Annotated in this window: 20 protein-coding genes; 8 read left to right on the plus strand and 12 right to left on the minus strand. The window is 69.3% G+C overall.

Annotation, left to right across the window (positions count from 1 at the left end; genetic code table 11):
• Nucleotides 1-17: 17 nt before the first annotated feature.
• The 6 genes from BLW84_RS34960 (at nt 18) to BLW84_RS34985 (ending at nt 6,689) form a co-directional block, all read left to right on the plus strand.
• A complete protein-coding gene (locus tag BLW84_RS34960) occupies nt 18-992 on the plus strand; it encodes a quinone oxidoreductase family protein (protein WP_093274463.1) in 975 nt (324 codons plus the stop codon).
• 70 nt (nt 993-1,062) lie between these two features.
• Nucleotides 1,063-1,947: a TauD/TfdA dioxygenase family protein gene (locus BLW84_RS34965; RefSeq protein ID WP_093274465.1), complete on the plus strand. Its 885-nt coding sequence runs from the start codon at nt 1,063-1,065 to the stop codon at nt 1,945-1,947.
• Between the two features lie 48 nt (nt 1,948-1,995).
• On the plus strand, nt 1,996-3,048 hold the full coding sequence (locus BLW84_RS34970; protein WP_093274466.1) for a beta-keto acid cleavage family enzyme: 1,053 nt from the start codon (nt 1,996-1,998) through the stop codon (nt 3,046-3,048).
• A 132-nt stretch (nt 3,049-3,180) separates the two neighbouring features.
• Nucleotides 3,181-4,488, plus strand: coding sequence for an MFS transporter (locus BLW84_RS34975; RefSeq protein ID WP_093274468.1), 1,308 nt, complete (start codon nt 3,181-3,183; stop codon nt 4,486-4,488).
• Between the two features lie 25 nt (nt 4,489-4,513).
• On the plus strand, nt 4,514-5,098 hold the full coding sequence (locus tag BLW84_RS34980; protein WP_093274471.1) for an RBBP9/YdeN family alpha/beta hydrolase: 585 nt from the start codon (nt 4,514-4,516) through the stop codon (nt 5,096-5,098).
• A gap of 31 nt (nt 5,099-5,129) precedes the next feature.
• The gene (locus BLW84_RS34985) at nt 5,130-6,689 is read left to right on the plus strand and encodes a long-chain-fatty-acid--CoA ligase (RefSeq protein WP_093274473.1); all 1,560 of its coding nucleotides are present in this window, start codon (nt 5,130-5,132) and stop codon (nt 6,687-6,689) included.
• Between the two features lie 96 nt (nt 6,690-6,785).
• On the opposite strand, the gene BLW84_RS34990 is transcribed toward BLW84_RS34985, so the two are convergent.
• Together BLW84_RS34990 and BLW84_RS34995 are read right to left on the minus strand one after the other, a co-directional pair.
• Nucleotides 6,786-7,592, minus strand: coding sequence for a phosphotransferase family protein (locus BLW84_RS34990; protein WP_093274475.1), 807 nt, complete (start codon nt 7,590-7,592; stop codon nt 6,786-6,788).
• 117 nt (nt 7,593-7,709) lie between these two features.
• Nucleotides 7,710-7,919, minus strand: a complete 210-nt coding sequence (locus BLW84_RS34995) for a hypothetical protein (protein ID WP_093274478.1) — start codon at nt 7,917-7,919, stop codon at nt 7,710-7,712.
• A gap of 125 nt (nt 7,920-8,044) precedes the next feature.
• Between BLW84_RS34995 and BLW84_RS35000 the strand changes: the two genes are divergently transcribed.
• Both BLW84_RS35000 and BLW84_RS35005 read left to right on the plus strand, forming a co-directional pair.
• A complete protein-coding gene (locus tag BLW84_RS35000) occupies nt 8,045-9,448 on the plus strand; it encodes an NsdA family TPR-like regulatory protein (RefSeq protein WP_143061204.1) in 1,404 nt (467 codons plus the stop codon).
• Between the two features lie 24 nt (nt 9,449-9,472).
• Entirely contained in the window at nt 9,473-9,952 is a 480-nt protein-coding gene (locus BLW84_RS35005) for a hypothetical protein (protein WP_093274484.1), read from the plus strand.
• Nucleotides 9,953-10,351: 399 nt separating this feature from the next.
• Here BLW84_RS35005 and BLW84_RS35015 read toward each other — a convergent pair whose 3' ends face one another.
• The 10 genes from BLW84_RS35015 to couN form a co-directional block, all read right to left on the minus strand.
• Nucleotides 10,352-11,374, minus strand: a complete 1,023-nt coding sequence (locus BLW84_RS35015; RefSeq protein ID WP_245761604.1) for a proline racemase family protein — start codon at nt 11,372-11,374, stop codon at nt 10,352-10,354.
• 46 nt (nt 11,375-11,420) lie between these two features.
• Entirely contained in the window at nt 11,421-13,223 is a 1,803-nt protein-coding gene (locus tag BLW84_RS35020; RefSeq protein ID WP_093274493.1) for a M24 family metallopeptidase, read from the minus strand.
• The gene (locus tag BLW84_RS35025; RefSeq protein ID WP_093274497.1) at nt 13,216-14,625 is read right to left on the minus strand and encodes an MFS transporter; all 1,410 of its coding nucleotides are present in this window, start codon (nt 14,623-14,625) and stop codon (nt 13,216-13,218) included. Before BLW84_RS35025 ends, BLW84_RS35020 begins: the two co-directional genes overlap by 8 nt.
• A 171-nt stretch (nt 14,626-14,796) precedes the next feature.
• Nucleotides 14,797-16,008: a metal-dependent hydrolase family protein gene (locus tag BLW84_RS35030; protein ID WP_093274502.1), complete on the minus strand. Its 1,212-nt coding sequence runs from the start codon at nt 16,006-16,008 to the stop codon at nt 14,797-14,799.
• A gap of 448 nt (nt 16,009-16,456) precedes the next feature.
• Nucleotides 16,457-17,773 (minus strand): MFS transporter, encoded by a 1,317-nt coding sequence (locus tag BLW84_RS35035; RefSeq protein WP_093274505.1) that lies wholly within the window; start codon nt 17,771-17,773, stop codon nt 16,457-16,459.
• Between the two features lie 55 nt (nt 17,774-17,828).
• Nucleotides 17,829-19,337 (minus strand): acyl-CoA synthetase, encoded by a 1,509-nt coding sequence (locus tag BLW84_RS35040; RefSeq protein ID WP_093274509.1) that lies wholly within the window; start codon nt 19,335-19,337, stop codon nt 17,829-17,831.
• Nucleotides 19,338-19,383: 46 nt separating this feature from the next.
• Entirely contained in the window at nt 19,384-20,598 is a 1,215-nt protein-coding gene (locus tag BLW84_RS35045) for a lipase family protein (protein WP_093274513.1), read from the minus strand.
• A 32-nt stretch (nt 20,599-20,630) separates the two neighbouring features.
• Nucleotides 20,631-21,095 (minus strand): p-hydroxycinnamoyl-CoA hydratase, encoded by a 465-nt coding sequence (couM, locus tag BLW84_RS35050; protein ID WP_093274516.1) that lies wholly within the window; start codon nt 21,093-21,095, stop codon nt 20,631-20,633.
• Between the two features lie 28 nt (nt 21,096-21,123).
• The gene (couO, locus tag BLW84_RS35055; RefSeq protein ID WP_093274524.1) at nt 21,124-22,020 is read right to left on the minus strand and encodes a 4-hydroxyphenyl-beta-ketoacyl-CoA hydrolase; all 897 of its coding nucleotides are present in this window, start codon (nt 22,018-22,020) and stop codon (nt 21,124-21,126) included.
• Nucleotides 22,017-22,928 (minus strand): 4-hydroxyphenyl-beta-hydroxyacyl-CoA dehydrogenase, encoded by a 912-nt coding sequence (gene couN / locus BLW84_RS35060; protein WP_093274527.1) that lies wholly within the window; start codon nt 22,926-22,928, stop codon nt 22,017-22,019. Before couN ends, couO begins: the two co-directional genes overlap by 4 nt.
• Nucleotides 22,929-22,942 lie beyond the last annotated feature (14 nt).

Here is a 22,942-nt window from a genome sequence, read left to right on the forward strand (position 1 = left end):
CCGCGAAGGAGAACGCCATGGCACAAGCCGTTCGCTTCCACGAGACCGGTGCACCGGAGGTCATGCGGTGGGAAACCGTCGACGTCGGTGAGCCCGGTCCGGGCGAGGTCCGCATCCGCCACGAGGCGGTCGGGCTGAACTTCGCCGACACCTACTTCCGCACCGGCCTCTACCCGGCCCCGCTGCCCGCGGGTATGGGCGTCGAAGCGGCCGGTGTCGTGGAAGCCGTCGGCGCCGGGGTGCCGCACCTCAGGGAAGGCGACCGGGTCACGTACACGGGCAGCCCGCTCGGGGCCTACAGCACCGAGCGCGTGATGCCCGCCGGGTCGCTGATCGCGCTGCCGGACGAGATCGGCTTCGACACCGCAGCCGCGATGACCATGCGCGGGCTCACCGCTTCCTACCTGCTGCGCCGCATCCATCCGCTGCGGCAGGGGGACACCGTCCTGCTGCACGCCGCGGCCGGGGGAGTGGGCCTGATCTTCCTGCAGTGGGCGAAGTTGCTGGGGATCAACGTGATCGGCACGGTGTCGACGGAGGCGAAGGCCGAGGTCGCGCGTGCTCACGGGTGCGACCACGTCGTGCTCTACAAGCAGGAGGACGTGGCCGCGCGGGTCCGGGAGATCACCGGCGGAGCGGGCGTTCCGGTCGTGTTCGACAGCATCGGTGCGGCCACCTTCCAGGCCTCCCTCGATTCGCTCGCCCGCCGCGGCCTGCTGGTGTGCTTCGGCACCGCGTCCGGCCCCGTCCCGCCCATCGACGCGATGCAACTCGCCATCAAGGGATCGGTGTTCGTCACCCGCCCCGCGCTCGCCGACTACATCGCCGACCCTGCCGAGCGCGCGGAGCTGGCGGGGGAGCTGTTCGGCCACGTCGCCGGCGGTCGGATCAAGATCGGCATCAACCAGCGCTACGCCCTCGAAGACGCGGTGCAAGCCCATCGCGACCTGGAGTCGGGTCGCAGCATCGGATCTTCGGTCTTCTCCCTCTGACACTGAATCTTCGCCGCAGCACCGGAATTTCGGGCGGCGGCACGATCAACCAACCCGCGGAGGAACTGTCATGTCCAGTGCGGTCCAGACGTCCCGGACGACGAAGATCAAGCACCAGAAGCTCACGTGCACCATCGGTGCCGAGCTGTTCGACGTCGACCTCGGCGATGTCGCGCGCGATGATGCGCTGTTCGCCGAACTGCATTCGCTGCTGCTCCAGCACAAAGTCCTGTTCCTGCGCGATCAGGACATCAGCCGGGCCGAACACGTGGCGCTCGCCCGGCGCTTCGGGTCGCTCGAAGACCACCCGGTGGCCGGCAGCGATCCCGACAACCCGGGCCTGGTGCGGATCTACAAGGACCTCGACAGCCCGGCCGAGCACTACGAGAACGCCTTCCACTGCGACGCCACCTGGCGGGAGAACCCGCCCATGGGGTGCGTGCTCCGGTCCGTGGAAGGTCCGGAGGTCGGCGGCGACACGATCTGGGTCAACATGGCCGAGGCGTACGCGAAGCTCCCCGGGCACATCAAGAGCCAGATCGAGGGACTGCGCGCCAGGCACAGCATCGAGGCCAGCTTCGGCGCCGCGCTGCCGATGGAGCAGCGCCACGAGCTGAAGGAGCGATTCCCCGACGCGGAACACCCGGTGGTGCGCACCCACCCCGAAACCGGGGAGAAGATCCTCTTCGTCAACGCGTTCGCCACGCATTTCGTCAACTACCACACGCCGGAGAACGTCCGCTTCGGAAGCGACTACGCCCCCGGGGCGAGCAACCTTCTCAACTACCTGATCAGCCAGGCCGCGGTCCCGGAGTACCAGGTGCGCTGGCGCTGGACCAAGAACAGCGTCGCGATCTGGGACAACCGGTCCACGCAGCACTACGCGGTCCAGGACTACTGGCCCGCGGTACGCAAGATGGAGCGCGCCGGGATCATCGGCGACCGGCCGTTCTGACCTCCCTCCGGGATTTTCGTTCCGCCGCTTCGGAAAAGGAGAAGAACGATGCACTTCCACGACGACTCGCTGTTCCCCGAGAACCAGGAGAAGCTCGTCATCACGGCGGCCCCCTACGGGCCGGAGTGGGAGCCGGAGGACTTCCGGGAGGACCTCCCGCTGACCATGGACGAGCACGTCCAGCAGGCGGTCGACTGCTACAACGCCGGGGCCACGGTGCTGCACATCCACGTGCGCGAGCTCGACGGCAAGGGTTCCAAGCGGCTGTCGAAGTTCAACGAGCTGCTGGGCCGGCTGCGCGAAGCCGTACCCGACATGATCCTGCAGGTGGGCGGCTCGATCTCGTTCGCGCCCGAAGGCGAAGGCGCCGACGCCAAGTGGCTCAGCGACGACACCCGCCACATGCTGGCCGAGCTCGACCCGGCCCCGGACCAGGTCACCATCGCCATCAACACCAACCAGATGAACATCATGGAGTTGATGACGGAGGACGACGTCGCCGGGACCTCGCTCGCGCGGCCGGCGGTGGCCGAGGCGTACCGCGAGATGTACGTGCCGGCCGGCCCGGCCTGGGTCGAGGAGCACCTGAAGCGCCTCCAGGCGGCGGGCATCCAGCCGCACTTCCAGCTGGCCAACATCCCGCAGCTGGAAACCGTCGAGCGGCTGATCCGGCGCGGTGTCTACACAGGACCGCTGATGGTCACCTGGGTCGGCATCGGCGGCGGGTTCGACGGCCCCAACCCGTACAACATCATGGAGTTCATCCGCCGCGTCCCCGACGGCGCGGTGCTGACGCTGGAAACCCTCATGCGCAGCGTCCTGCCGGTCAACGCGATGGCCATCGCCATGGGGCTGCACACCCGGTGCGGCAACGAGGACACCATCTGGGGGCGCAAGGGCGCGAAGCTGACCTCGGTCCAGCAGATCGAGCAGCTGGTGCGCATCGCGGGCGAGCTCGGCCGGGAAGTCGCCACCGGTAAGGAGGCCCGCGAGATCTACAAGATCGGCGAACGCTACGCCGACGCCGACGAGACCCTCGCCAAGGTCGGGTTCGCCCCGAACCGCAAGCCGGGGCAGGTCGGCTTCACCCACCACGCCTGACGGTCGGAGACACCGAACGCCGTTGGGGAGGCCGGGGCGCGGCGCCTCACGAGGGCCCGCGCCCCGGCCCCGGATTTCGCCAGGGGGACGAGCTTTCCACCGGATGCACCAGCAGCAAGCCGAGGAGTGACAATGAAGTCGCACGCCCTGCCCACCTTGGACCTACCCGGCGGGACCGCGCCCGCCAAGCCGCGGATCTACCCCTTGGTCGTCTTCGGCCTGACGTTCGGGCTGTTGCTGTCGGACTACATGTCCCGGCAGGTTCTCAACGCGGTGTTCCCGTTCCTGAAGGCCGAGTGGGCGCTGTCCGACTCCCAGCTCGCCGCGCTGACCAGCGTGGTGGCGGCGATGGTCGGACTGCTCACCTTCCCGCTGTCAGTACTCGCCGACCGGTGGGGCCGCGTCCGCAGCCTGGTGCTGATGGCGATCATCTGGAGCCTGGCGACGCTGCTGTGCGCGATCGCGGCCGACTACGGCCAGCTGCTCGGCGCACGATTCCTCGTGGGAGTGGGAGAAGCCGCTTACGGCAGCGTCGGCATCGCGGTGGTGCTCAGCGTGTTCGCGCCCCACGTCCGCGCCACGTTCGGCGGCGCGTTCATGGCCGGCGGCTCGTTCGGCTCGACGATCGGCGTCGCGCTCGGCGGCTTCATCGCCGTCCACTTCGGTTGGCGCTGGGCCTTGGCGTTCATGGCCGTCGTCGGGCTGGTGCTGGTCGTCCTGTTCCGGTTGGTCGTCACCCAGCGCAGGCTGGACCGGCACCGGTTCGAGGACGACGCCGCCGTTGAGCCGGGCGGATACCGGGCTCCGCTGTCCAGCCTGTTCTCGAACGCTTCCGTGCTCTGCGCCTACGTCGGGAGCGGCCTGCAGATGTTCGTCGCCGCCGTTCTGCTGGCCTGGACACCCAGTTACCTCAACCGGTACCACGCCATGAGCCCGGACACCGCCGGATTCGTCTCGGCGATCCTGGTCCTGCTCATCGGCGCCGGGATGATCGTCTGCGGCGCCATCACAGACCGGGCCAGCCGACGGCACCCGGAGCGCAAGTGGACCACTTCGATCGGCTACGGCGCGGCCGCCGCAATCCTGCTGATCACCGGTTTCCAGTTGCCGGCAGGCGTTCCGCAGCTCGTCGTGATCGGCTGCGGCGCATTCTTCTCGGCGGGCGCCTCCGGGCCCGCCACCGCCATGGTCGCCAACCTCACGCACGCGTCCGTGCGGGCCACCGGGTTCGGGTCGCTGACCCTGGCGAACAGCCTCCTGGGCCTGGCCGCGGGCCCGTTCGTCGTCGGTCTCCTGGCCGACCGCCTCGGCCTGCTGGGGGCGCTGCAACTCGCCCCGCTGGTCTACCTCGGAGCCATCGCGGCACTGCTGATCGGAAAGCGCCGCTACCCGGCAGCGCTGCGAGGACTCACGGCACTCGACAGACGTCCTTCGGCATGACCGAATCGCAAGATCGGAGCAGCAGTTGAACAACCCCGAAAACCCGACCGTCGTGATCGTCCCGGGCCTGCGGGACCACGTGGCCGACCACTGGCAGACCCATCTCGCCGAGAAGCTGCCGAACACCCGCACCGTGCCGCCGCTCGAACACGACAAGCTCAGCCGGGACGCCCGGGTCGCGGCGCTCGACCGCGTCGTGGCGGACATCGCGGGGCCCATCGTCATCGTCGCGCACAGCGCCGGAGTGATGATCACCGTCCACTGGGCGCAGCGGCACACCCGCGCGATCCGGGGTGCCCTGCTGGCAACGCCGCCTGACTTCGAATCGCGGCTGCCGGATGGCTACCCCGCACCGGACGACCTGTCCCGCAACGGTTGGCTGCCGACGCCGCGCGAACTGCTCCCGTTCCCCAGCATCGTGGCGGCGAGCACGAACGACCCCCTCGCCCGCCTGGCGCAGGTGGCCGAGATGGCCCGGGACTGGGGCAGCAGGCTGGTCCACCTAGGCGCCGTCGGCCACCTGAACCCCGCCTCGGGGTACGGGCTCTGGCCGCGGGCCGAGGAATTCGTCCGCGAGCTCGCGCGAACGTACGAAGACGCCGCGCACTGACACCGCCGAACCACGACGTAGGAGACCAAGCGTGCTGAACCTGGCCATGTTCCTCGACGACTCCGCCCGCAGGTATCCGCGGCGCGACGCCCTGGTGTGCGGCGGCAGGAGGATGAGCTACGCGCAGGTCGGCGCGCTCGCCAACCGGATCGCCAACCTCCTGGTCTCCCGGGGGATCCGGCCAGGCGACAAGGTGGCGGTTACCTGCCCGAACGTGCCGGAGTTTCCCGCCGTGTACTACGGGATCCTGAAGGCCGGTGCCGTCGTCGTGCCGCTCAACGTGCTGCTCAAGGAGCGGGAGATCGCCTACCACCTGGCCGATTCCGGCGCCCGGGCGTACTTCTGCTTCGAAGGGGATCCGAGCCTGCCGACGGCTGAACGCGGGCGTGCCGCGTTCCGGCAGACCCCGGGCTGCCAGGACATGTTCGTCATCGCCGCCGGAACCGAGAGCCCCGAACCGGTCGGGGAGACCGAGACGCTGGCGCAAGCGCTGTCGGCCCAGCCCGCGGAATTCGAGACCGTGGCGCGGGAGGCGACCGACACCGCCGTGATCCTCTACACCAGCGGCACCACCGGGCGGCCGAAGGGCGCCGAACTCACCCACGCCAACATGGTGATGAACGCCCTGACCGCCAACCAGATGTTCGGCAGCACCCCGGCGCAGCACGACACGCACCTGGTCGCGCTGCCGCTGTTCCACTCCTTCGGCCAGAGCATCGACATGAACGCGGGATTCTCCGTCGGCGCGACCCTGGTCCTGCTGCCGAGGTTCGAAGCACGGGCGGCGCTGGAGCTGATGGCCGGCGAGGACGTCACGGTGTTCGCGGGCGTCCCGACGATGTACTGGGGCTTGCTCGGCGCGCTCGGCGAAGGCGTCGACGTCGGGCGGATCGCGCGGAACCTGAGGCTGGCCATCTCCGGCGGCGCGGCGCTACCGGTGGAGATCCACTCGCGGTTCGAGCAGCGCTTCGGAATCCGGATCCTCGAAGGCTACGGCCTGTCCGAAACATCGCCGCTGGCCCTCTTCAGCCTTCTGGGGCAGCCGCCCCGGCCGGGGTCGATCGGCCTGCCGGTCTGGGGCGTCGAGGTCGAGCTGGTCGATGCCGGCTGGAACGTGGTGACCGGCGCAGACGAGGTCGGCGAGATCGCCATCCGCGGCCACAACGTCATGAAGGGCTACTTCGACCGACCGGACGAGACCGCGGAGGTCATGCACAACGGCTGGTTCCGCACGGGTGATCTCGCCCGCCGCGATGGCGACGGCTTCTACTACATCGTCGACCGGGCGAAGGACATGATCGTCCGGGGCGGCTTCAACGTCTACCCGAGGGAGGTCGAAGAGGTCCTGATGAGCCACGAGGCGGTCTCCCTCGCCGCGGTCGTCGGCATTGCGAATGACAGCCACGGAGAAGAGATCAAAGCGTTCGTGATCACCGCCGAATCCGCGCAGATCACGGAGGATGAACTCATCGCCTGGTCAAAGGAGCAGATGGCGAGCTACAAGTACCCGAGGCTGATCGAGTTCGTGGAAGCCCTCCCGATGACGGCAACGGGCAAGATCCTCAAACGGGAACTGGGCCGGACCCGGTAGCGGCGGTCGTCGTCCTTGGCCTGCCCGCACAAGCTCCCCGTGTCGCGACCCCGAACGGGCTTGGTGTGGAGCGCGTTCGTCGGTCCCGCGGTTTGGCTACTGCTCTGCGGAAATCGGCGAGGCCACGACGTCACGGAGCCGGTGCGCGACCCAGCGGCGCGCGACGTCGACCAGCGGCGCCCGTTGCGGGCTGGGGTCTACGCCGGCCATGTGGTGCCACACCCCGAGCACGGCGACGGCGAAGTCGGTGCGTTCTTGTTCGCTCACCGAAGACCATGCGGGTACAACGCCGTCGGCCCATCGTTCGGCAGCTGCCGGGGAGTGGCCGGCGTCGATCAGGCGCAGCACTAGTAGCCCGGCGTCGACCCACGGCGCGGCGCGGCGCGACCACGCCCAGTCGACCACCCGTGCCCGATCGGACACCAACACGTTGAGGGGGTGGAGGTCGGTGTGGGCGAGTGCGTCGCCGTCGATCGCGGTGAACGCGCGGTGCTCGCGGTCGACGAACTCGTCGAGCCTGCCCCACACCCACTCCGCCGGCTCGGGTTTCCGGTCGTGCGCCAGGCGGCGCCAGGCGGCCAGCCGGGCCCACTGATCGGCCAGCCGCGGCGCTCTGGCGGGCGATGGCGTCAATGCCTCGCCGATCGTGTGCACGGTGTCGGCGACCAGCGGCAGGTCCGGTGACCCTGGAGAGAGGTCGGCGTGGTGCCCCGGCACGTGTTCGAACCCGAGCAGCAACCACCCGTCGACCTCGGTCCGCCACAGCAGCCGCGGTGCCACGCCCGGCGGAAGGTACGGGTTCACCTGCGCCTCGTGCCGGTGCATCCGGGCTTTCGGCGTGTCGAGCCGGACGCCCTTGCAGAACAGGACGTGTCCGCCACCGGTGTGCAGGGTGGCGGACACGTCCGAGTTCCGCCCGGCGTTCGGGAGCACCGCCCGAGTCACGGTGCCGCACTGGTTCTCTATTGCGGCACGCACAGCGGTCGGTAGTTCGCTCCAATCACGTCGGGTCATCGGTGCTCACTTCTTCGGTGGCGGGTCCGGTGGTGGGTCGTTGTAGCAGCCGTTGTGGCACTGGCTGCACAGGCTCGCATCCTCGGCGAACCATAGCTCGCGGTCGACGAGGAACCCGGTTTGCTCGATCGCTGCGACGGTGCGGTGTCGCACCTCGATCGGGTCTGCCTCGGACGGCTGATCCACAGATCCGCCGACGCTTTCCGAGCTGGTCATGCCCTGACCTTCGTCGGCAAGCGCGGGGAATCCGACACGTTTTCGGGGCATCGCGGGCCAGATTGCGATCTGACCCACTGTTTCCGTCCGGATACATTCGGTGATCGATTGCGAAAGGGGAGATCGTGCCGACGCCGAACACGTCGCTTCGCGCAGCACGGGAGGCCACCGCGTCCCGCCGCATCCCTGACGAGTGCATGTCGCGGCCCGAGCTGGCCGACGAGGTGAATCGCTACCTGTTCGGCTCGACCGGCAAGCTGTATGAACTCGATCGACACCAGATCGCGCGGTATGAGCGTGGTGAAGTCAGGTGGCCGGGAGCGGCTTATCGCGCAGGATTTCGTGCGGTGCTCGGCGCGAAGTCCGACAGCGAGCTCGGGTTCATTCCGCGTAGGCAGGCACCTTCTCGATCTGCGGAGGCAGACGACCAGCCGACGGGCTGGCATCCTTCGGACGTCGTAGCCAATGCCGAGGAGATGACGAGTCAGGACGTGACCCTTTCGCGACGCAAAGCACTGGTCTCCGCAGCGGCCGTCGCCGGTGCAGGCCTCACCGAGCCTCTGCAGGGTTGGCTGGTACCGCAGCGCATCCGGCTTGCTGGCAGCGCATCGATCAGCGGAGCTGAAATAGACGGCTGGCGGGAAATCACGGGACAACTCCAGGGCTGGAACAGCACACCGACCGGACTGCTCGCCCGCAAAGCAGTCATCGCGCTGCTCAACGACGTCAGCGACCGGCTCAAGGATGCAGCCGACAGCGCTACGACGCGCGAGGCATTCCTCGTGGGCGCTGAGCTGGCCGAGATCGCCGCGTCGATGTCGTGGGATTCAGGTCTGCACCGCGCCGCCCAGCGCTACTACACGCTGTCCGTGCAGTTCGCCAAGGTCGGTGGCGATGACAACTTCGCCGCGGTCACCCTCGCCGCGTTCGCGCGCCAGTGCTTCGACCTCGGGCAGGCCGACGACGGCCTCGAACTCGTACAACTCGCCCAGTACGGCACCAGGAAATCTGCGCGCCCGATCCTGCGCGCGCTGCTGGCCACACGAGAAGCGTGGTCCTACGCCCAAACCGGGGCAGCGCAGCAGTTTCGCCGAGCTGCTGGGCTCGCCGAAGATCACTTCGCCGAGTCCGTCGGCGACGAAGCTGATCACCGAGTGCGGGGCCTCGACCAGGTCGAACTCTACGGGGTGCTTGGCGCGCGGTGGCGCGATCTCGCTGCTGCGCGCCAGGAACCGAAGGAAGCGCGGCATGCTCAGGAGTACATCGGTCGTGCCCTGGAGCTGCGTGATCCGTCATGCGCCAGGAACCGGGCATTCGACATGATCGGGCTCGCCCGCACCTACCTCGTCACCGCAGAACCCGACCGCGCGTGCGAGCTGGTCGCCGAAGCCCTGCCCATCGCGAAGCAGTGGGCGGCCGGTCGTGTTGGGGAGAAGCTGCGAGACTTTCATCGTGAAGTGCGGCCGTTCGCGGACTCCGTCGTCGTGCGCGATACGCGCGACGCTGTCCGCGACCTTGTTGACGCCTGACCAGCAGTGACGAAAGGGCCGGAATTGGCGCGTATCGGAATCACCGGGCATTCGAACCTCACCGCCGCGAGCGCTCCCCTCGTCCGGGAGGCCCTGGTGACTCAGTTGTCCCTCCACCATGACAGGCTCATCGGGGTCACCTGTCTCGCCCGCGGCGCCGATCAGATCTTCGCCCGCGCGGTGCTCGACGTGGGCGGCTCGTTCGAAGTCGTGCTCCCCGCCGCCGATTACCGCGACCGCAAGGTGAAGCCGGACAACGCCGCCGCGTTCGACGAGCTGATCGGCAAGGCGTCGCAGGTTCGCACCATGCCTTTCGAGGAATCCAACCGCGACGCCTACATGGCTGCCAGCGAACACGTCCTCAGTAGTGTCGACGCGATGCTCGCCGTCTGGGACGGGCGCCCGTCAGGCGGTCGCGGCGGCACGGGTGATGTCGTGCAAGCCGCGCGCGAACGCGGAATCCCGGTCACCGTTGTGTGGCCAGAGGGCGCGGAGCGCGAATGAACGTGACGTCGCCCCTGACGGCTTATGCCGCGGTCGTTGGTGCAGCCGGCGCACACCTCCCCGCTGTCGTCAGGGGATGGTGGTCAGGCCTGGTCAAAGGAGCAGATGGCGAGCTACAAGTACCCGAGGCTGATCGAGTTCGTGGAAGCCCTCCCGATGACGGCAACGGGCAAGATCCTCAAACGGGAACTGGGCCGGACCCGCTGAGCGCCACCACGCATGGTGGCCAGGTCGTTGCTCAGAGGTCGTTTCAGAATGGCTCAGCCCGGCTCGTCCGAAGGCGCCCGGTGCCCGACGCGGAGCGGCGATTTCGCGCGAAATCGCCGCTCCGCCTGCTGCGAGACTCCCCTCCGGGAGGTGGAACGGCGGTTCATAATCCACTGTGGATGGTGCTGTTGCTCAGCCCTTTCCCGTCGTGGGTAGCAGGAAACCTCGGGCGAGGTCGTCGTTCGGGTCCACCACGAGGGTGTTGTACCCGGTCAGGTAGGCCGTGCCCGCCACTTCGGGGATGATCGCCGGTCGGCCCTGCACCGAGGTGGTGCCCGCGATCCTGCCGGTGAAGGTCGTGTCGATGATGCTGCGGTTCACGAGTTCTCCGTTGGCGTCGAGCTCGTCGCGCGCAGCCAGGACGGCGAGGCGGGCGCAGGTGCCGCTACCGCAGGGCGAACGGTCGACCTGGCCGTCCGCGAAGACGGTCACGTTGCGCTCTTCGATGCGGCCCTGCGCGCTGGAGAGGCGGTCGTAGAAGATCACGCCGTACAGGCCGTTGATCCGCTCGTCACCGGCGTTGGTCAGGTCGTGGCGAGCGAGGACTTCCGCCTTGATCTCGGCGCTCAGCTCGATGAGCCGGGGCAGGTCCGAGGGGGACACGGCCATTCCGAGCCGGTCTGCCTCGACCACGGCGTAGAAGGCGCCCCCGTAGGCGATGTCGGCTCGGACGGTTCCGCTGGACGTGGGCACTTCCACGTCCAGCGCGTGGGTGTAGGAGGCGATGTTGACGAAGCGCACGGACGGGTGGCCGCCCTCGTCTCGGAGATGGCAGGTCACGCGCCCGGAAGGTACGTCGAGGACGATTTTGTCGCCGTCGCGAGGGGTGACGTACCCCGTGGTGCAGGCCCAGACGGCGGCCGCGATGGAACCGTGTCCGCAGGCGGTGCTGAAGCCGTCGCGGTGGAAGAAGATCAGGCCGAGGTCGGCGCCGTCGTCGTCGGGTTCGGTGACGAAGCAGCCGTACATGTCGGCGTGGCCGCGCGGTTCGAGGGTGAGCATCGCGCGCGTGTCGTCGAGGCGAACCATCGCGTCGTCCCGCTTGTCGAGGATGGTCGAGCCGCGAGGGGGCTGGACGCCGCCCAGCACGATCCGGAACGGCTCACCGGCGGTGTGGTAGTCCACGGTGCTGATCATCTTCGGCAACCCGGTCACAGGTATCTCCTTCCGAAGTGGACGTCGCTGCTGGTTACCGGCCAGGTCAGGGGAGTGCCGCCGGCCGCAGCGGCCGCGTCATCTCGTGCAGCCACGAGGAGACCTCCGGTGGCAGCAGGTTCCGGAGTTCGTTCTCGACCACCTCGTGGTACTCGTCGATCCAGCGGATCTCCTCGTCGGAGAGGGCGTCGAGATCGATCAGCCGCCGGTCGACGGGGGCGAGCGAGATGACCTCGAACCCGCACATCGGGAGCTCGCCCCCCGGCGGTACGGCCGGTTCCCCGATGAGGAAGGTGTTCTCCACCCGCACGCCGAACTCGTCGGGGCGGTAGTAACCGGGTTCGTGCTCGATGATCATTCCGGGCAGCAGCGGAACCTCGTTCCCCCGTTTCCAGTGCATGTACATCGGGCCCTCGTGCACCTTCAGGAAGGATCCGATGAGGTGTGCCGTGCCGGGGCCGTAGTCGAGGCCGTGCCGCCAGAAGTACTGGCGGGCCACCGCGTCGATGTGCATGGCGCCGATTCCGGGCGGGAAGCGCAGCACGGCGTGCGCGATGTGGGCCTTGAGGGCGAGGGTGTGCGCCCGGACGTGCTCCGGGCGAGGCGCGCCGATCGGCACCGTGCGGGTGATATCGGTAGTTCCGTCGTGGAACTGGGCGCCCGCGTCGATCAGGAACACCTCGCCCGGTTCCAGCGGGACGTTGCTCTCGCTGGTCGGTGCGTAGTGCGGGTACGACGAGTGCGCCCCGACGCAGGCCGCCACCGGAAAGCCCAGCCCCCAGTAGCGTTCGTCGGCCTCGTGCAGCTCGCGATACCGCCGGGCGACGGCGAGTTCGTCCACGCTCCCGGTCGGGCCGTGGGTGTCGATCCAGTGCAGCAGCTGGACCAGGATCGCACCGTCGCGCCGGTGCACGTCGCGCGCGCCGGCGATCTCCTGCTCGTTCTTCACCGCCTTGGCCAGGTGGCACGGATCGCTGCCGTGCACGACCTGCACACCGGCGTCGTGCAGCTGGGTTTCGATCGCGACCGGGGTGGTCGCCGGATCCACCAGCACCCGGGAGCCCGCCAAGGCCTTGAGGCGATCGGCGAACATCGCCGGTGGGTGGATCCGGATGTCGTCGCCGAGTTGCTCGCGCGTTCGGTCGTCCACCGACTCCGGTGCCACGAACAGGTCCACGCTTGCGTCGGCGTGCAGCAAGGCCCGGCCGGGCGGGGCCGGGAGGTAGGGCAGGCCACCACCGCGGATGTTCACCAGCCACGCCGTGTTGTCGCAGGTCGCGATCACCGCCGCCGAGCATCCGCCGCCGAGTTCCCCGGCGAGCCGAGTCCGCTTCGAGGCGGAGCTTTCGCCGGCCAGGCGAACCGGATGCACGTGGGCGGGCAGCACCTCGATGGCCGGCCGGTCCTGCCAGATCCCGTCGACCAGGTTCTCCGGCACCGCAACGATTTCGAAGGACGCTGATCGGCTCAACGCGTGCAGCACGGCGAGCGAGGCGATGGAGTGCAAGGCGGGATCGAACCCGATCGCGCCGCCGGCGGCATGCCGAGCGACGTAGTCCTGCCACGGGAGATCGACCAGGTCGTGGACCTCGAAGAGGTCCTGGGCGCACTGCTGGGCCACTTGCCTGGTGTAGCGGGCGTCGGTGAGCACCGCCGCTCGATCTCGCAGCACGACCGCGATGCCGGCCGAGCCGCTGAATCCGGTCAGCCATTCCAACCGGCAGTCGGCGGCCGGCGTCCACTCGTTGAGGTAGCCGTCTTCGTGCGGGATCAGGTAGCCCGTCAGATCGCGTCGAGACATCTCCGAACGCAGGCGGGCAACCCGGTCGCGGTGGTCGGCTTCACGCAAGATGATCTCCTCCTGTCGTGCGGTGCAGCCCGGGTCGGCCGTTCGGCTCGCGGGAGGAGTCGTTCCCGCGTCCGAGCGCCGACCGCGACGGCTCTGCCGTGCCGGTGCCCAAGTGGAAGTCCTTCGTCTCCGGCATGCCGAAGAAGAGGACCGGCAGTGCTACCACTGCGATCGAGGTCGCGTAGACCGCCGGCATGATGCTGTTCCCGGTAGCGGTCACCAACAGCTCGCCCACCAGGGGAGCGGTGCCGGCGAAGAGCGCGTAGGCGAGGTTGTACGGCAACGCGACGCCGGTGAAGCGTGCGTCGGTCGGCAGCATCTCCATCGCTATGAGCATGGCGCCGGACGTGGTGAGGATGATCGGCACCGACAGCAACGACATCCCGAGGAATCCGGTCCACACCGTCCCAGTGGTGATCAGCAGGAAAGCCGGTACGGCGAGCACCACGCCGGAGGCGCTGCCGATGATCACCAGCCGCCGTCGAGGTGCCCGACCGCTGTCGATCAGGCGCGCGAGCACCAAGAACAGGCAGATCTGGAAGACCACGACGGCGGCCTGCAGGACCAGCGCCGTCGTCGATTCGAATCCGACCACCTTGGTCAGGTAGGTCGGCATGTAACCTGTGATCAGGTAGGTGAGCACGCCGACGTACGCGTAGTAGGCGAACAGCACCACCATCTGGCGGGCGTGCTGGCGCACGACGTCCTTCAACGGTCGGATCCTGGCTGCCCCGTCCGCCTTGAGCTCCCGGTACACCGGTGTCTCGTCCAGCCGCAACCGCAGGTACAGGCCGAAGCCTGCCAGCAGACCGACGGCCACGAAGGTCCAGCGCCACCCGCCGCTGCTGTAGGCCTCCGGAGAGGCGAACCTGAACAGCAGGATGACCAGGATTCCGGCCAGCGTGCCGGCCAGGGAGAAGCTGTGCACGAATGTCGTCCACAGCGCTCGTCGGCCCGGTGGCGCGTGCTCGAGGGTGAACGTCGCCGCCCCGGTGTACTCGCCGCCGGCGGAGAATCCTTGCGCGAGTCGGCAAACCAGGAGCAAGATCGGAGCACCGATCCCGGCCGTCTCGTAGCCAGGCAGCAGCCCGATCGCAACGGTCGCCAGTCCCATCATGACGATCGATGCCGACAGCGCGGCACGTCGGCCGAGCCGGTCTCCGATGCGGCTGAAGACGATACCGCCGGCGGGCCGGGCGACGAACGCGACGCCGTAGATCGCGAACGTGCCGAGCAGCGCCACGGCGCCGCTGTCCGCGGGGAAGAAGGTCTGCGCGATCACCGTTGCGGAGAAGCCGTAGAGCGAGAAGTCCAGCCATTCCACGAAGTTCCCGCTGGCGCATGCGGCCAGAATCCGCTTCCCGGAGCGGCGCGGCGGTCTTGCGGCTGTTGAAGGGTCCATGGCTTGCTCCAAGCGGTCGTTGAAGCGGTTGCTGCGGGCACACCTGGTCGCGGGCGAGTGCTACCGCGACCGACGAGGCACGAGCGCAAGCAGGTGTTCGCGCTCGGGCGGTGGGATCGGGCCGCGCATCCAGCAGGCCCGGCTGGAGAGACGGGTGCCCTCGCCGGGAGGTCATGCGCTGCCCAGCGGTGCGCCTCCCTTCACGACCAGCCGCGGCCGCTGCTGGTCCCAGAGTGCGGCGGGGTCGGCGAACGGATCCCCGTCCAACAGCAGGAGATCTGCCCGGGCACCGACCGCGATCCGGCCCAGATCGGCGCGCCGGATGAGCGCGGCGTTGACCGAAGTAGCGGATCGGAGGCAGGCGAGCACTCCGGCGACCTCGATCTGCAGGCGCAGACCCAGCAATTGCTCGTCCTCCAGGGCACCCATCAGGTCGGAACCGAAGCCGACCGGAACTCCGGCGGCGAGCGCACGCTCGATCGCCAGGCCGCCGGCTTCGAGCACCATCCGGTTCTTCGCCACGGCGACCTCGGCGATGCCGACCTCTGCACCGCGACGAGCCATCGCGTCGTAGGCGATCAGCGTCGGCACCAGGAAGGCCCCGTGCTCGGCCATCAGCGATGCGGTCGGCTCGTCGAGCAGGTTGCCGTGCTCGACCGAGCGCACACCGTTGACCACGGAATGCCGGACGGCCTCGGACGAGTAGGCGTGTGCCGCGACGTAACTGCCCCGCCGGGCCGCCTCATCGGCCACTGCCGCGATCTCCTCGGCGGAGTACTGCGCGGGCAGCAGCGGATCAGCGGGGGAGACCACGCCACCTGAGGTCATCATCTTGATGGCGTGGGCGCCTTGCCGGAACCGTTGTCGAACGGCAGCGCGCAGCGGCGTCACACCGTCGACGACCTCGCTCATGTGTCCACCGTGGATGCAGATGTCGAGTTCGGCCGGTCGGCAGTCGCCATGACCGCCGGTTTGGCTCAGCGCGGGCCCGGTGTAGAGGTAGCGCGGCGCGGCGACGAACCCGGCGTCGATCGCCATGGCCAGCCCGATGTCGCCACCGGCGACGTCGCGAACCGTGGTGAATCCGCGCCGCAGCGCCGCCTCCAGCCTGCGCGCTCCGGCCAGCGCGAGGAAGCTCAGCGGACCGCTTTCGAACTCCAGGTTGTTCAGGGATACGCCGTAGGCGTGGAAGTGCGCATCGATCAGGCCCGGTACCACCGTCGAGCCCTTGGCGTCGATGACCCGGTCGGCCCGGCTCACCCGCGGCCCGATCTCCGCGATGGCACCGTCGGCGACCCGGATCGAACCTTCGACCAGGTCGGCGGACCAGCCATCGAAGATGACGGCGTTCTCGAGCGTCAGGTCCCGTGCTGAGCTGGGCATCGAGTCTCCCCTGCTGATCTACCCCGTAATCCATCGACTGAGGCCGCGCCGGTGCGGCGAGGCGGTCGTGCGGCGAATCGCCGAGCGATCTGGCGCGGCCGGGACGACGGGAATCGCGCCGAGCGCGAAGGATCCGGTTCGGCGCCGAACCTCGATCGTTCGGTAAAGTGAACGATCTCACGTTAGGGTGCGGCCTTCCGGATGTCAATCGACGGGGCGGGACGGTCTCGATGGGGTTTGCGTCTTGTCTTTTCGTTCTTGGAGATTCAACAGGTCCTGGTCGCCGTGTCAAGGTGGTCGCGGGTGCGCCCGGACCGGGGTCGGTCGTTCGTTCTAATGGACGGAACACGGGGTGGGATGCGCGTCGACGCCGGGCGCCGTCCGTGCTGGCGGTGCTCGCACCGCTCCCGGCTCTTACCGGGCATCGAGCACAAGGGCGGTTGCTCGACTAGACCGCGGTCAGGTCGTTGTTCTTGGTTTCTCGGGTCGTCAGGAGGACCACGGCGCTGAGGGCGCCTAGCGCGATGATGAACCCTCCCACCGGGACTATCGAGTTGCCGGTGGACGCCGCCAGGGTCGCCAGGATGACCGGCGTGAATCCGCCGCCGAGCAGGGTTGCCAGCTGGTAGCCGAGGGAGGCGCCCGTGTAGCGGGTGCGGGTGCCGAACTGCTCGGAGATGTACGCCGCCATCGGTCCGTACATGGCGCCGTGGCAGAACGTGTACAGCGTGAAGGCGGCGGCCACGGCCGGGAAGTTCCCCGTCGCGAGCAGGCCGAGGATCGGGAACACCAGGACGATCATCGCCACGAGTCCGAAGAGCATCACCGGGCGCCGGCCGAACCGGTCGGACAGCCGGGCGTAGCCGAGGATGAAGAAGATGGCGAAGAACTGGCCGATCGCGAAGCCGAACAGGGCATCCGGCCGCGGCGTGCCGGTTTCGACGGCGTAGGTGATGCCGAAGGTGGTGAACGCGGTCTGCAGGGCGAATCCGGCCAAGCACGCGAACGCTGCCACCAGCACGACCTTGGGCCGCCGCAGCACCTCGACGATCGGCGGGGCGCCCGGTTCGTTCCCGGTCTGCTCGGCCGCGGCCCGGAAGATCGGGCTCTCCGAGACCTTGGCGCGCACGAAGAGGCCGATCGCGAGCATGACGGCCGAGAGCAGGAACGGGATTCGCCAGCCCCACCGCATGAACTCGTCTTCGGGCAGCAGCGCGAACAGCGTCATCACGAGCGTGCCGAGCACGGCGCCGGTGGGGGCGCCGGCGTTGGTGAACGCGGCCAGGTAACCCCGGCGCCTCGGATCGGCGTGTTCGAGCGCCATCAGCGCGGCCCCGCCCCATTCACCCCCGATCGCGACGCCCTGGAGCACCCGCAGGGCGACGAGGATGATCGCGCCCCACGGGCCGATGACCGACGCGGGCGGCACGAGGCCGATGAGGACCGATGCCACGCCCATGACGGTCATGGCCAGGACGAGCATCGCCTTGCGGCCCGCCCGGTCGCCGAAGTGTCCGAAGAGGACACCGCCGATGGGCCGGGCCAGGTAGCCGGCCGCGAACGTGCCGAGCGAGGCGATCGTGCCGGCGGCGGGCGGGAGGCCGGCGAAGAACACCGGCCCGAACACGAGCGAGGCCGCGGTGCCGTAGAGCAGGAAGTCGTAGTACTCGAGGGTGCTGCCGAGGTAGCTCGACAGCACGACCCGGCGCGCCTCCGTCGCGCGTTCGGGCGCCGAGAGCTGCTCGGCCGCAGCAGGGGAAGGCATGGGGCTCCTTCGGTCAGGTGCCGTCGGTGACGGATCTCGGGTCGAGCGGGGGAGTTCAGGCGAACCGGCGCCGGAGGAGGTCCTTGCGGATCTTCCCGGTGGAGTTGCGGGGGATCTCGTCGATCACGAGGAGCGACCGCGGGATCTTGTACTTGGCCAGCCGGGGCGCGAGGAACTCGACGAGCCGGGCGTGGTCGAGCTCGTGGCCGTCCTCCAGCGCGACCGCGGCGCAGCCCACCTCGCCCCACTTCTCGTGCGGCACGCCGAAGACCGCACAACCGGCGACTCCCGGCATTTCGAGGATCGCCGCCTCGACCTCGGCCGGGTAGATGTTCTCGCCGCCGGAGATGATCAGGTCCTTGAGGCGGTCCACGACGGCGACGAACCCGTCGGCGTCGGCGACGCCGATGTCGCCGGAGCGCAGCCACCGCCCGTCGGTGAAGGTGTCGGCGGTGGCGTCCGGCCGGTTCCAGTACCCGAGCATGACGTTCGGGCCGCAGATCTGGATCTCGCCGCGCTCGCCGGGCGCCACCTCGCGGCCGTCTGCATCGACGATCCGGACATCGGTGAAGAAGTGCGGAACACCCGCCGTGCCGAGCTTCCGCTCGACTTCGTCCGGGGTGAGGATCAGCGCGCCCGGGCCGGTCTCGGTCAGGCCGTAGCCTTGGCAGATCTTGATCCCGCGCTCGGTGTAGGTGCGCAGGGTGCGCGGCGGGACGGGGGCCGCGGCGACGATCACCCGCCGGATCGCGCTCAGATCGGTCGTCTCCCAATCGGGATGGGTGCTGAGCGCGTCGAACATCGTCGGCACGCCGAAGGTGTAGGTGATGCGTTCGCGTTCGAGTACCCGGAGGATCCGGCCCGGCTCGAAGCCCTCCTCGATCACCACGTTGCCGCCCTTGAGCAGGGTCGGCAAGGCGACGACGTCCAGGGCTGCGGTGTGGAACAGCGGCGCGCACACCAGCGCCGTTTCGTGGCTGTCCAGGTCGAGGTCGATGACGGCGTTCATCACGGAGAACACGATGTTGCCGTGGGTGAGGACCACGCCCTTGGGGCGGCCGGTGGTGCCGGAGGTGTACATGATGAAGCACGGGTCGTCGTGGGAGACCGGCTCGTCGATGCGGGACGGGTCGGCGGCCGTGATCAGCTCCTCGTAGCCGGGGGCGTCCGGGCCGGGGCCGTCGAGCACGACCCGGGCCGCGTCGCCGGCGGCCGACCGCGCGATCTCGCCGAGTTCCCGGGAATGGACGAGCACGGCGGCGCCCGAATCACGCATCACGTAGTCCACTTCGGGCGCGGTCAGCCGGGCGTTGAGCGGCACGAAGATCGCGCCGATCAGGCCGGAGGCGAACAGCGTCTCGAGGTAGGCGGGGTGGTTCGTGCTCAACAGCGCGACCCGGTCACCGCGGCCGACCCCGAGCGAGCGCAGTGCGTGCGCCAGGCGGGTGACCCGGTCGTCGAGTTCGCGGTAGGTCGTGGCGCGCCCGCGGAAGGTGATCGCGGTCTTGCCGGAGGAGAGGCGGGCGCGGCGCTGCGGCCAGGTGCCGGTGCCTTCATTGCGCATGCGGTGGGTCTCCTTCGGGTTGCTGTCGTGGACCAGGCGCGGCGGATCAGTTCTGGGGGCAGTTGCTCGGTGCCGCTTCGCCGGCGAACCGGTCCGCGGCCCAGCCCGGGAACCTCGCGGCCGCCTCCGGGACGACGGATTCGTGGTCGAGCCCGTCGAACTCGTGGTAGTCCACTGAGGACCCCGCCTGGCACAGGGCCGTGCGCTCGCGGGCGGTCAGCTCGACGGGCGTCGTCGTGTCGGCCGATCCCTGGTAGACGGCGAACGGCATCGTGCCCGCGGGCCGGAAGTCGTCCACCGCGGTGAGCGCCTTCCACCAGGGGCCGTCGGGGGACATCGCGCCCGGCTGGTACGGGTCGCGCAAGGTGCTCGCGCTGTCCCAGATGTCGAAGCAGCCGTCGGCGAGCACCGGTAGCTGCTCCATGGCCTCGGCGGTGAGAAAGTCGCCGTAGCGCAGGTGCGGGTAGGCGGCCTTGATCCCGGGCAGCGTCGAGATGACGTAGCCGGCCAGTTCCGGGTGCTGCATGGAGTTGCCGGTCAGCTCGCGGATCCGGACGGCGGGCGCGATGAGCGCGGCGCCCAGGCCCTCGAACTCCGGGGCGTAGGTCCGCGCGATCGATTCGACGTGCATGGTCGTCTGGCCGCCCTGCGACCAGCCGTACTCGACGAACCGGTTGGAGGCGTTGAGCTCGGGGAGGTTCCGCACGGCGCGCAGCACGTCCAGGGACGCCCGCGCGTTGACCTGGCCCGCCATGTAGTGCGAGGGGCCGGGCAGCGCCTGCCCGGGGTAGTCGCTCATCGTGACGACGCGGCCCTGGCCGAGCAGGTCCCGGATCGCCGGGACCCGGTCCTCGCCCAGGCTCCGGCGGGACGGTGCGCAGCTGTCGGCCAACCCGGTCGTCTCGTGGTTCCAGAGCACCATGTCGCGCGGGGCGTCGCTCCTGGTCGTCGGCACGTAGATCTCGCCGGACACGTACTTCTTGACGCCGGGCTGGATCTCCGAGACGTAGACGACGTTCCAGCCCCGGGCGCCGCGCGGCGCGTCGGACCGCGGCTGGATCCAGTAGATGTCGCCGGGCTTCGCCGTTTCCGGAGGCTGCTCGTAGACGTCCCAGAAGGTGGTTCCGTCCGGCCCGGGCCTGGCCGACAGCGAGTCCTCCTTCGGCGCCGCGCTGCTGGCGGTGACGCACGCGGCGAAGGCCAGCGCCGCCACCGAGGTCGCGACAGCCGCCTTGGCGATGCGCCGTTGTGTGAATGGCACGGTTCTCTCCCTGTTCCTCGGGGACGGGGCCGCTATTCGAAGAAGCGGTAGACCGGCTCGGCCACCACGGCGGGCCGTTCGGCGCCTTCGAGCTCGATCCGGCCGTCGACGGTCAGCTGCACGCCGCCCTTCGGCAGGTCCTCGACCGCCTTCAGCGCGGCGTTCAGCCGCACCCGGCCGCCGGCGGGCACGGGGCTGGTGAACCGGACCTTGTTCAGCCCGTAGTTCACGGCCATGGTCACGCTGTCGACCGTGAGCACCTCGGCCCACATCGGGATGATCAGCGCCAACGTCAGGTAGCCGTGCGCGATCGGCCCGCCGAACGGGCTTTCCGCCCGGGCGCGCTCGGGGTCGACGTGGATCCACTGGTGGTCGTCGGTGGCGTCGGCGAAGGTGCTGATCCGCTCCTGCGGCACCTCGATCCACGAGCTGGTTCCCAGCGGCTCGCCCACCAGGGGTTTGAGGTCGGCGAGGGTTGCGACGCGAGTGGTGGACATGGGTCTCCTGTCGGTGTGGTGCGGTCGGTCAGCGCTTGATGCCCAGGACGCGCAGCGCGTTCTCCTTGAAGATCAGCGGCGCCACTTCGGGCTTGATGTCGAGGGCGGCGAAGTCCCTGCGCCAGCGGTCGACCTGGATCACCGGGAAGTCGGAGCCGAAGAGCACCTTCTCGCGCAGCACGGAGTTCGCCGCCCTGACGAGCTGGGGCGGGAAGTACTTCGGGGACCAGCCGGACAGGTCGAGGTAGACGTTGGCCTTGTGGGTGGCGATGGAGATCTGCGCGTCGACCCACGGCACCGCCGGATGGGCCATGACGATCGTCAGGTCCGGGAAGTCGGCGGCGACGTCGTCGAGGAGCATCGGGTCGGAGTAGCGGAGCTTGATGCCGTGCCCTCCCGGCAGCCCGGCGCCGATGCCCGTCTGTCCGGTGTGGAACAGCGCGGGCACACCGGCCGCCGCGATGGCCTCGTACAGCGGGTAGAACCGCCGGTCGTCGGGTTCGAAGCTCTGCAGGCTCGGATGGAACTTGAAGCCCCGCACGCCGTAGTCCTCGACCAGCGCGCGAGCCCGGTCGACGGCCGCCTTGCCGCGCCACGGATCGACCGAGCCGAAAGGGATCAGCACGTCGTTGTGGGCGGCGGCCAGCTCCGCGATCTCTTCGACGGAGTTCGGTCCGTGCCCGGTGGCAGAGGTGGCGTCGACGGTGAACACGACGGCGGCCATGTTGCGCTCGCGGTAGTGCTCGGCGATGGATTCGATGCGGGGCGTGCGTTCCTCGCCGGATTTGAAGTACTTCTCGGACGCGGCCATCAGCTCGTCGTCCAGCGATCGATGCCCGCAGGCGTCGATCTCGACGTGGGTGTGGATGTCGATGGCCTCGACCGCGTCGAAGTCGACGCCGCACTCGTAGCGGACCGGGCTCATTTCGCCACCAGCTCCGCCGGGAACTCCTCGCCGACCGACTCGACCGAGCCCGCGAACGCCTCGCCCCACGACCCGGCGATGTCGTCGGCGGACCACCCGCCGTCGTGGAAGGCGGTGGCGGTCAGCTGAGGGTGCGACCACAGCGCCAGCCGGTCGCCGCCGACCGATAGCGCCTGGCCGGTGATCCCGGCGGCGGCTTCGGAGGCGAGGAAGGAGACGATCCCGGCGGCGTCCTCGGGCGTGCCCATGCCGACCTCGCGGCGGATCACGGCGGGCAGCGGCTCGCCGCGCTTCATCGACTCGATGTGCGGCGCGAGGAACGGGATCGTCTCGGTCATCGCGGTCGCCGCGACCGGGCAGACGGCGTTGACGGTGATGCCGGCGCGCTGCAGTTCCAGGGCCCAGGTGCGGACCATGCCGACGATGGCGGCCTTGGCCGCCGAGTAGTTGGTCTGGCCGAAGTTGCCCCGCTGCCCGGCGGGGGAGCCGATGCAGATGATCCGGCCGCCCCCGCCCTGCTCGCGGAAGCGCAGCACGGCCTCGCGCACGCAGGTGAAGGTGCCGCGCAGGTGCACGTCGATCACCGCGTCGAAGTCCTCGTCGGTCATCTTCCACAGCACCTTGTCGCGCAGGATGCCGGCGTTGGTGACCAGGACGTCCAGCCGGCCGAACGCCTCGACCGCGCCGGCCACGAGCTTGCGCGCGGTTTCGGCCGTGCCGACCGGGGCGACGACGGCCGTGGCCCGGCCACCCGCCGCGACGATCCCGGCGGCGGCCGCGTGCGCGGCGGCCTCGTCGACGTCGTTGATCACCACCGCGGCGCCGTTGCGGGCGAGCTCTTCGGCGTATGCGAGTCCGAGTCCCCGCCCGCTGCCGGTGACGATCGCGACCTTGCCGCTCAGATCCATCGGTGCTCCTCCTG

The sequence above is a fragment of the Saccharopolyspora shandongensis genome (genome assembly GCF_900106995.1).
In the GTDB taxonomy this organism is placed as follows: Bacteria; Actinomycetota; Actinomycetes; order Mycobacteriales; family Pseudonocardiaceae; genus Saccharopolyspora; species Saccharopolyspora shandongensis.

Coding starts and splice junctions, on each gene's coding strand:
- couM (WP_093274516.1), bottom strand. CDS start 21,095: ATGTCCACCACTCGCGTCGCAACCCTCGCCGACCTCAAACCCCTGGTG.
- BLW84_RS35040 (WP_093274509.1), bottom strand. CDS start 19,337: ATGCGCAATGAAGGCACCGGCACCTGGCCGCAGCGCCGCGCCCGCCTC.
- BLW84_RS34975 (WP_093274468.1), top strand. CDS start 3,181: ATGAAGTCGCACGCCCTGCCCACCTTGGACCTACCCGGCGGGACCGCG.
- BLW84_RS34970 (WP_093274466.1), top strand. CDS start 1,996: ATGCACTTCCACGACGACTCGCTGTTCCCCGAGAACCAGGAGAAGCTC.
- BLW84_RS34965 (WP_093274465.1), top strand. CDS start 1,063: ATGTCCAGTGCGGTCCAGACGTCCCGGACGACGAAGATCAAGCACCAG.
- BLW84_RS34960 (WP_093274463.1), top strand. CDS start 18: ATGGCACAAGCCGTTCGCTTCCACGAGACCGGTGCACCGGAGGTCATG.
- BLW84_RS35025 (WP_093274497.1), bottom strand. CDS start 14,625: ATGGACCCTTCAACAGCCGCAAGACCGCCGCGCCGCTCCGGGAAGCGG.
- BLW84_RS35030 (WP_093274502.1), bottom strand. CDS start 16,008: ATGCCCAGCTCAGCACGGGACCTGACGCTCGAGAACGCCGTCATCTTC.
- BLW84_RS35035 (WP_093274505.1), bottom strand. CDS start 17,773: ATGCCTTCCCCTGCTGCGGCCGAGCAGCTCTCGGCGCCCGAACGCGCG.
- BLW84_RS34995 (WP_093274478.1), bottom strand. CDS start 7,919: ATGACCAGCTCGGAAAGCGTCGGCGGATCTGTGGATCAGCCGTCCGAG.
- couN (WP_093274527.1), bottom strand. CDS start 22,928: ATGGATCTGAGCGGCAAGGTCGCGATCGTCACCGGCAGCGGGCGGGGA.
- couO (WP_093274524.1), bottom strand. CDS start 22,020: ATGAGCCCGGTCCGCTACGAGTGCGGCGTCGACTTCGACGCGGTCGAG.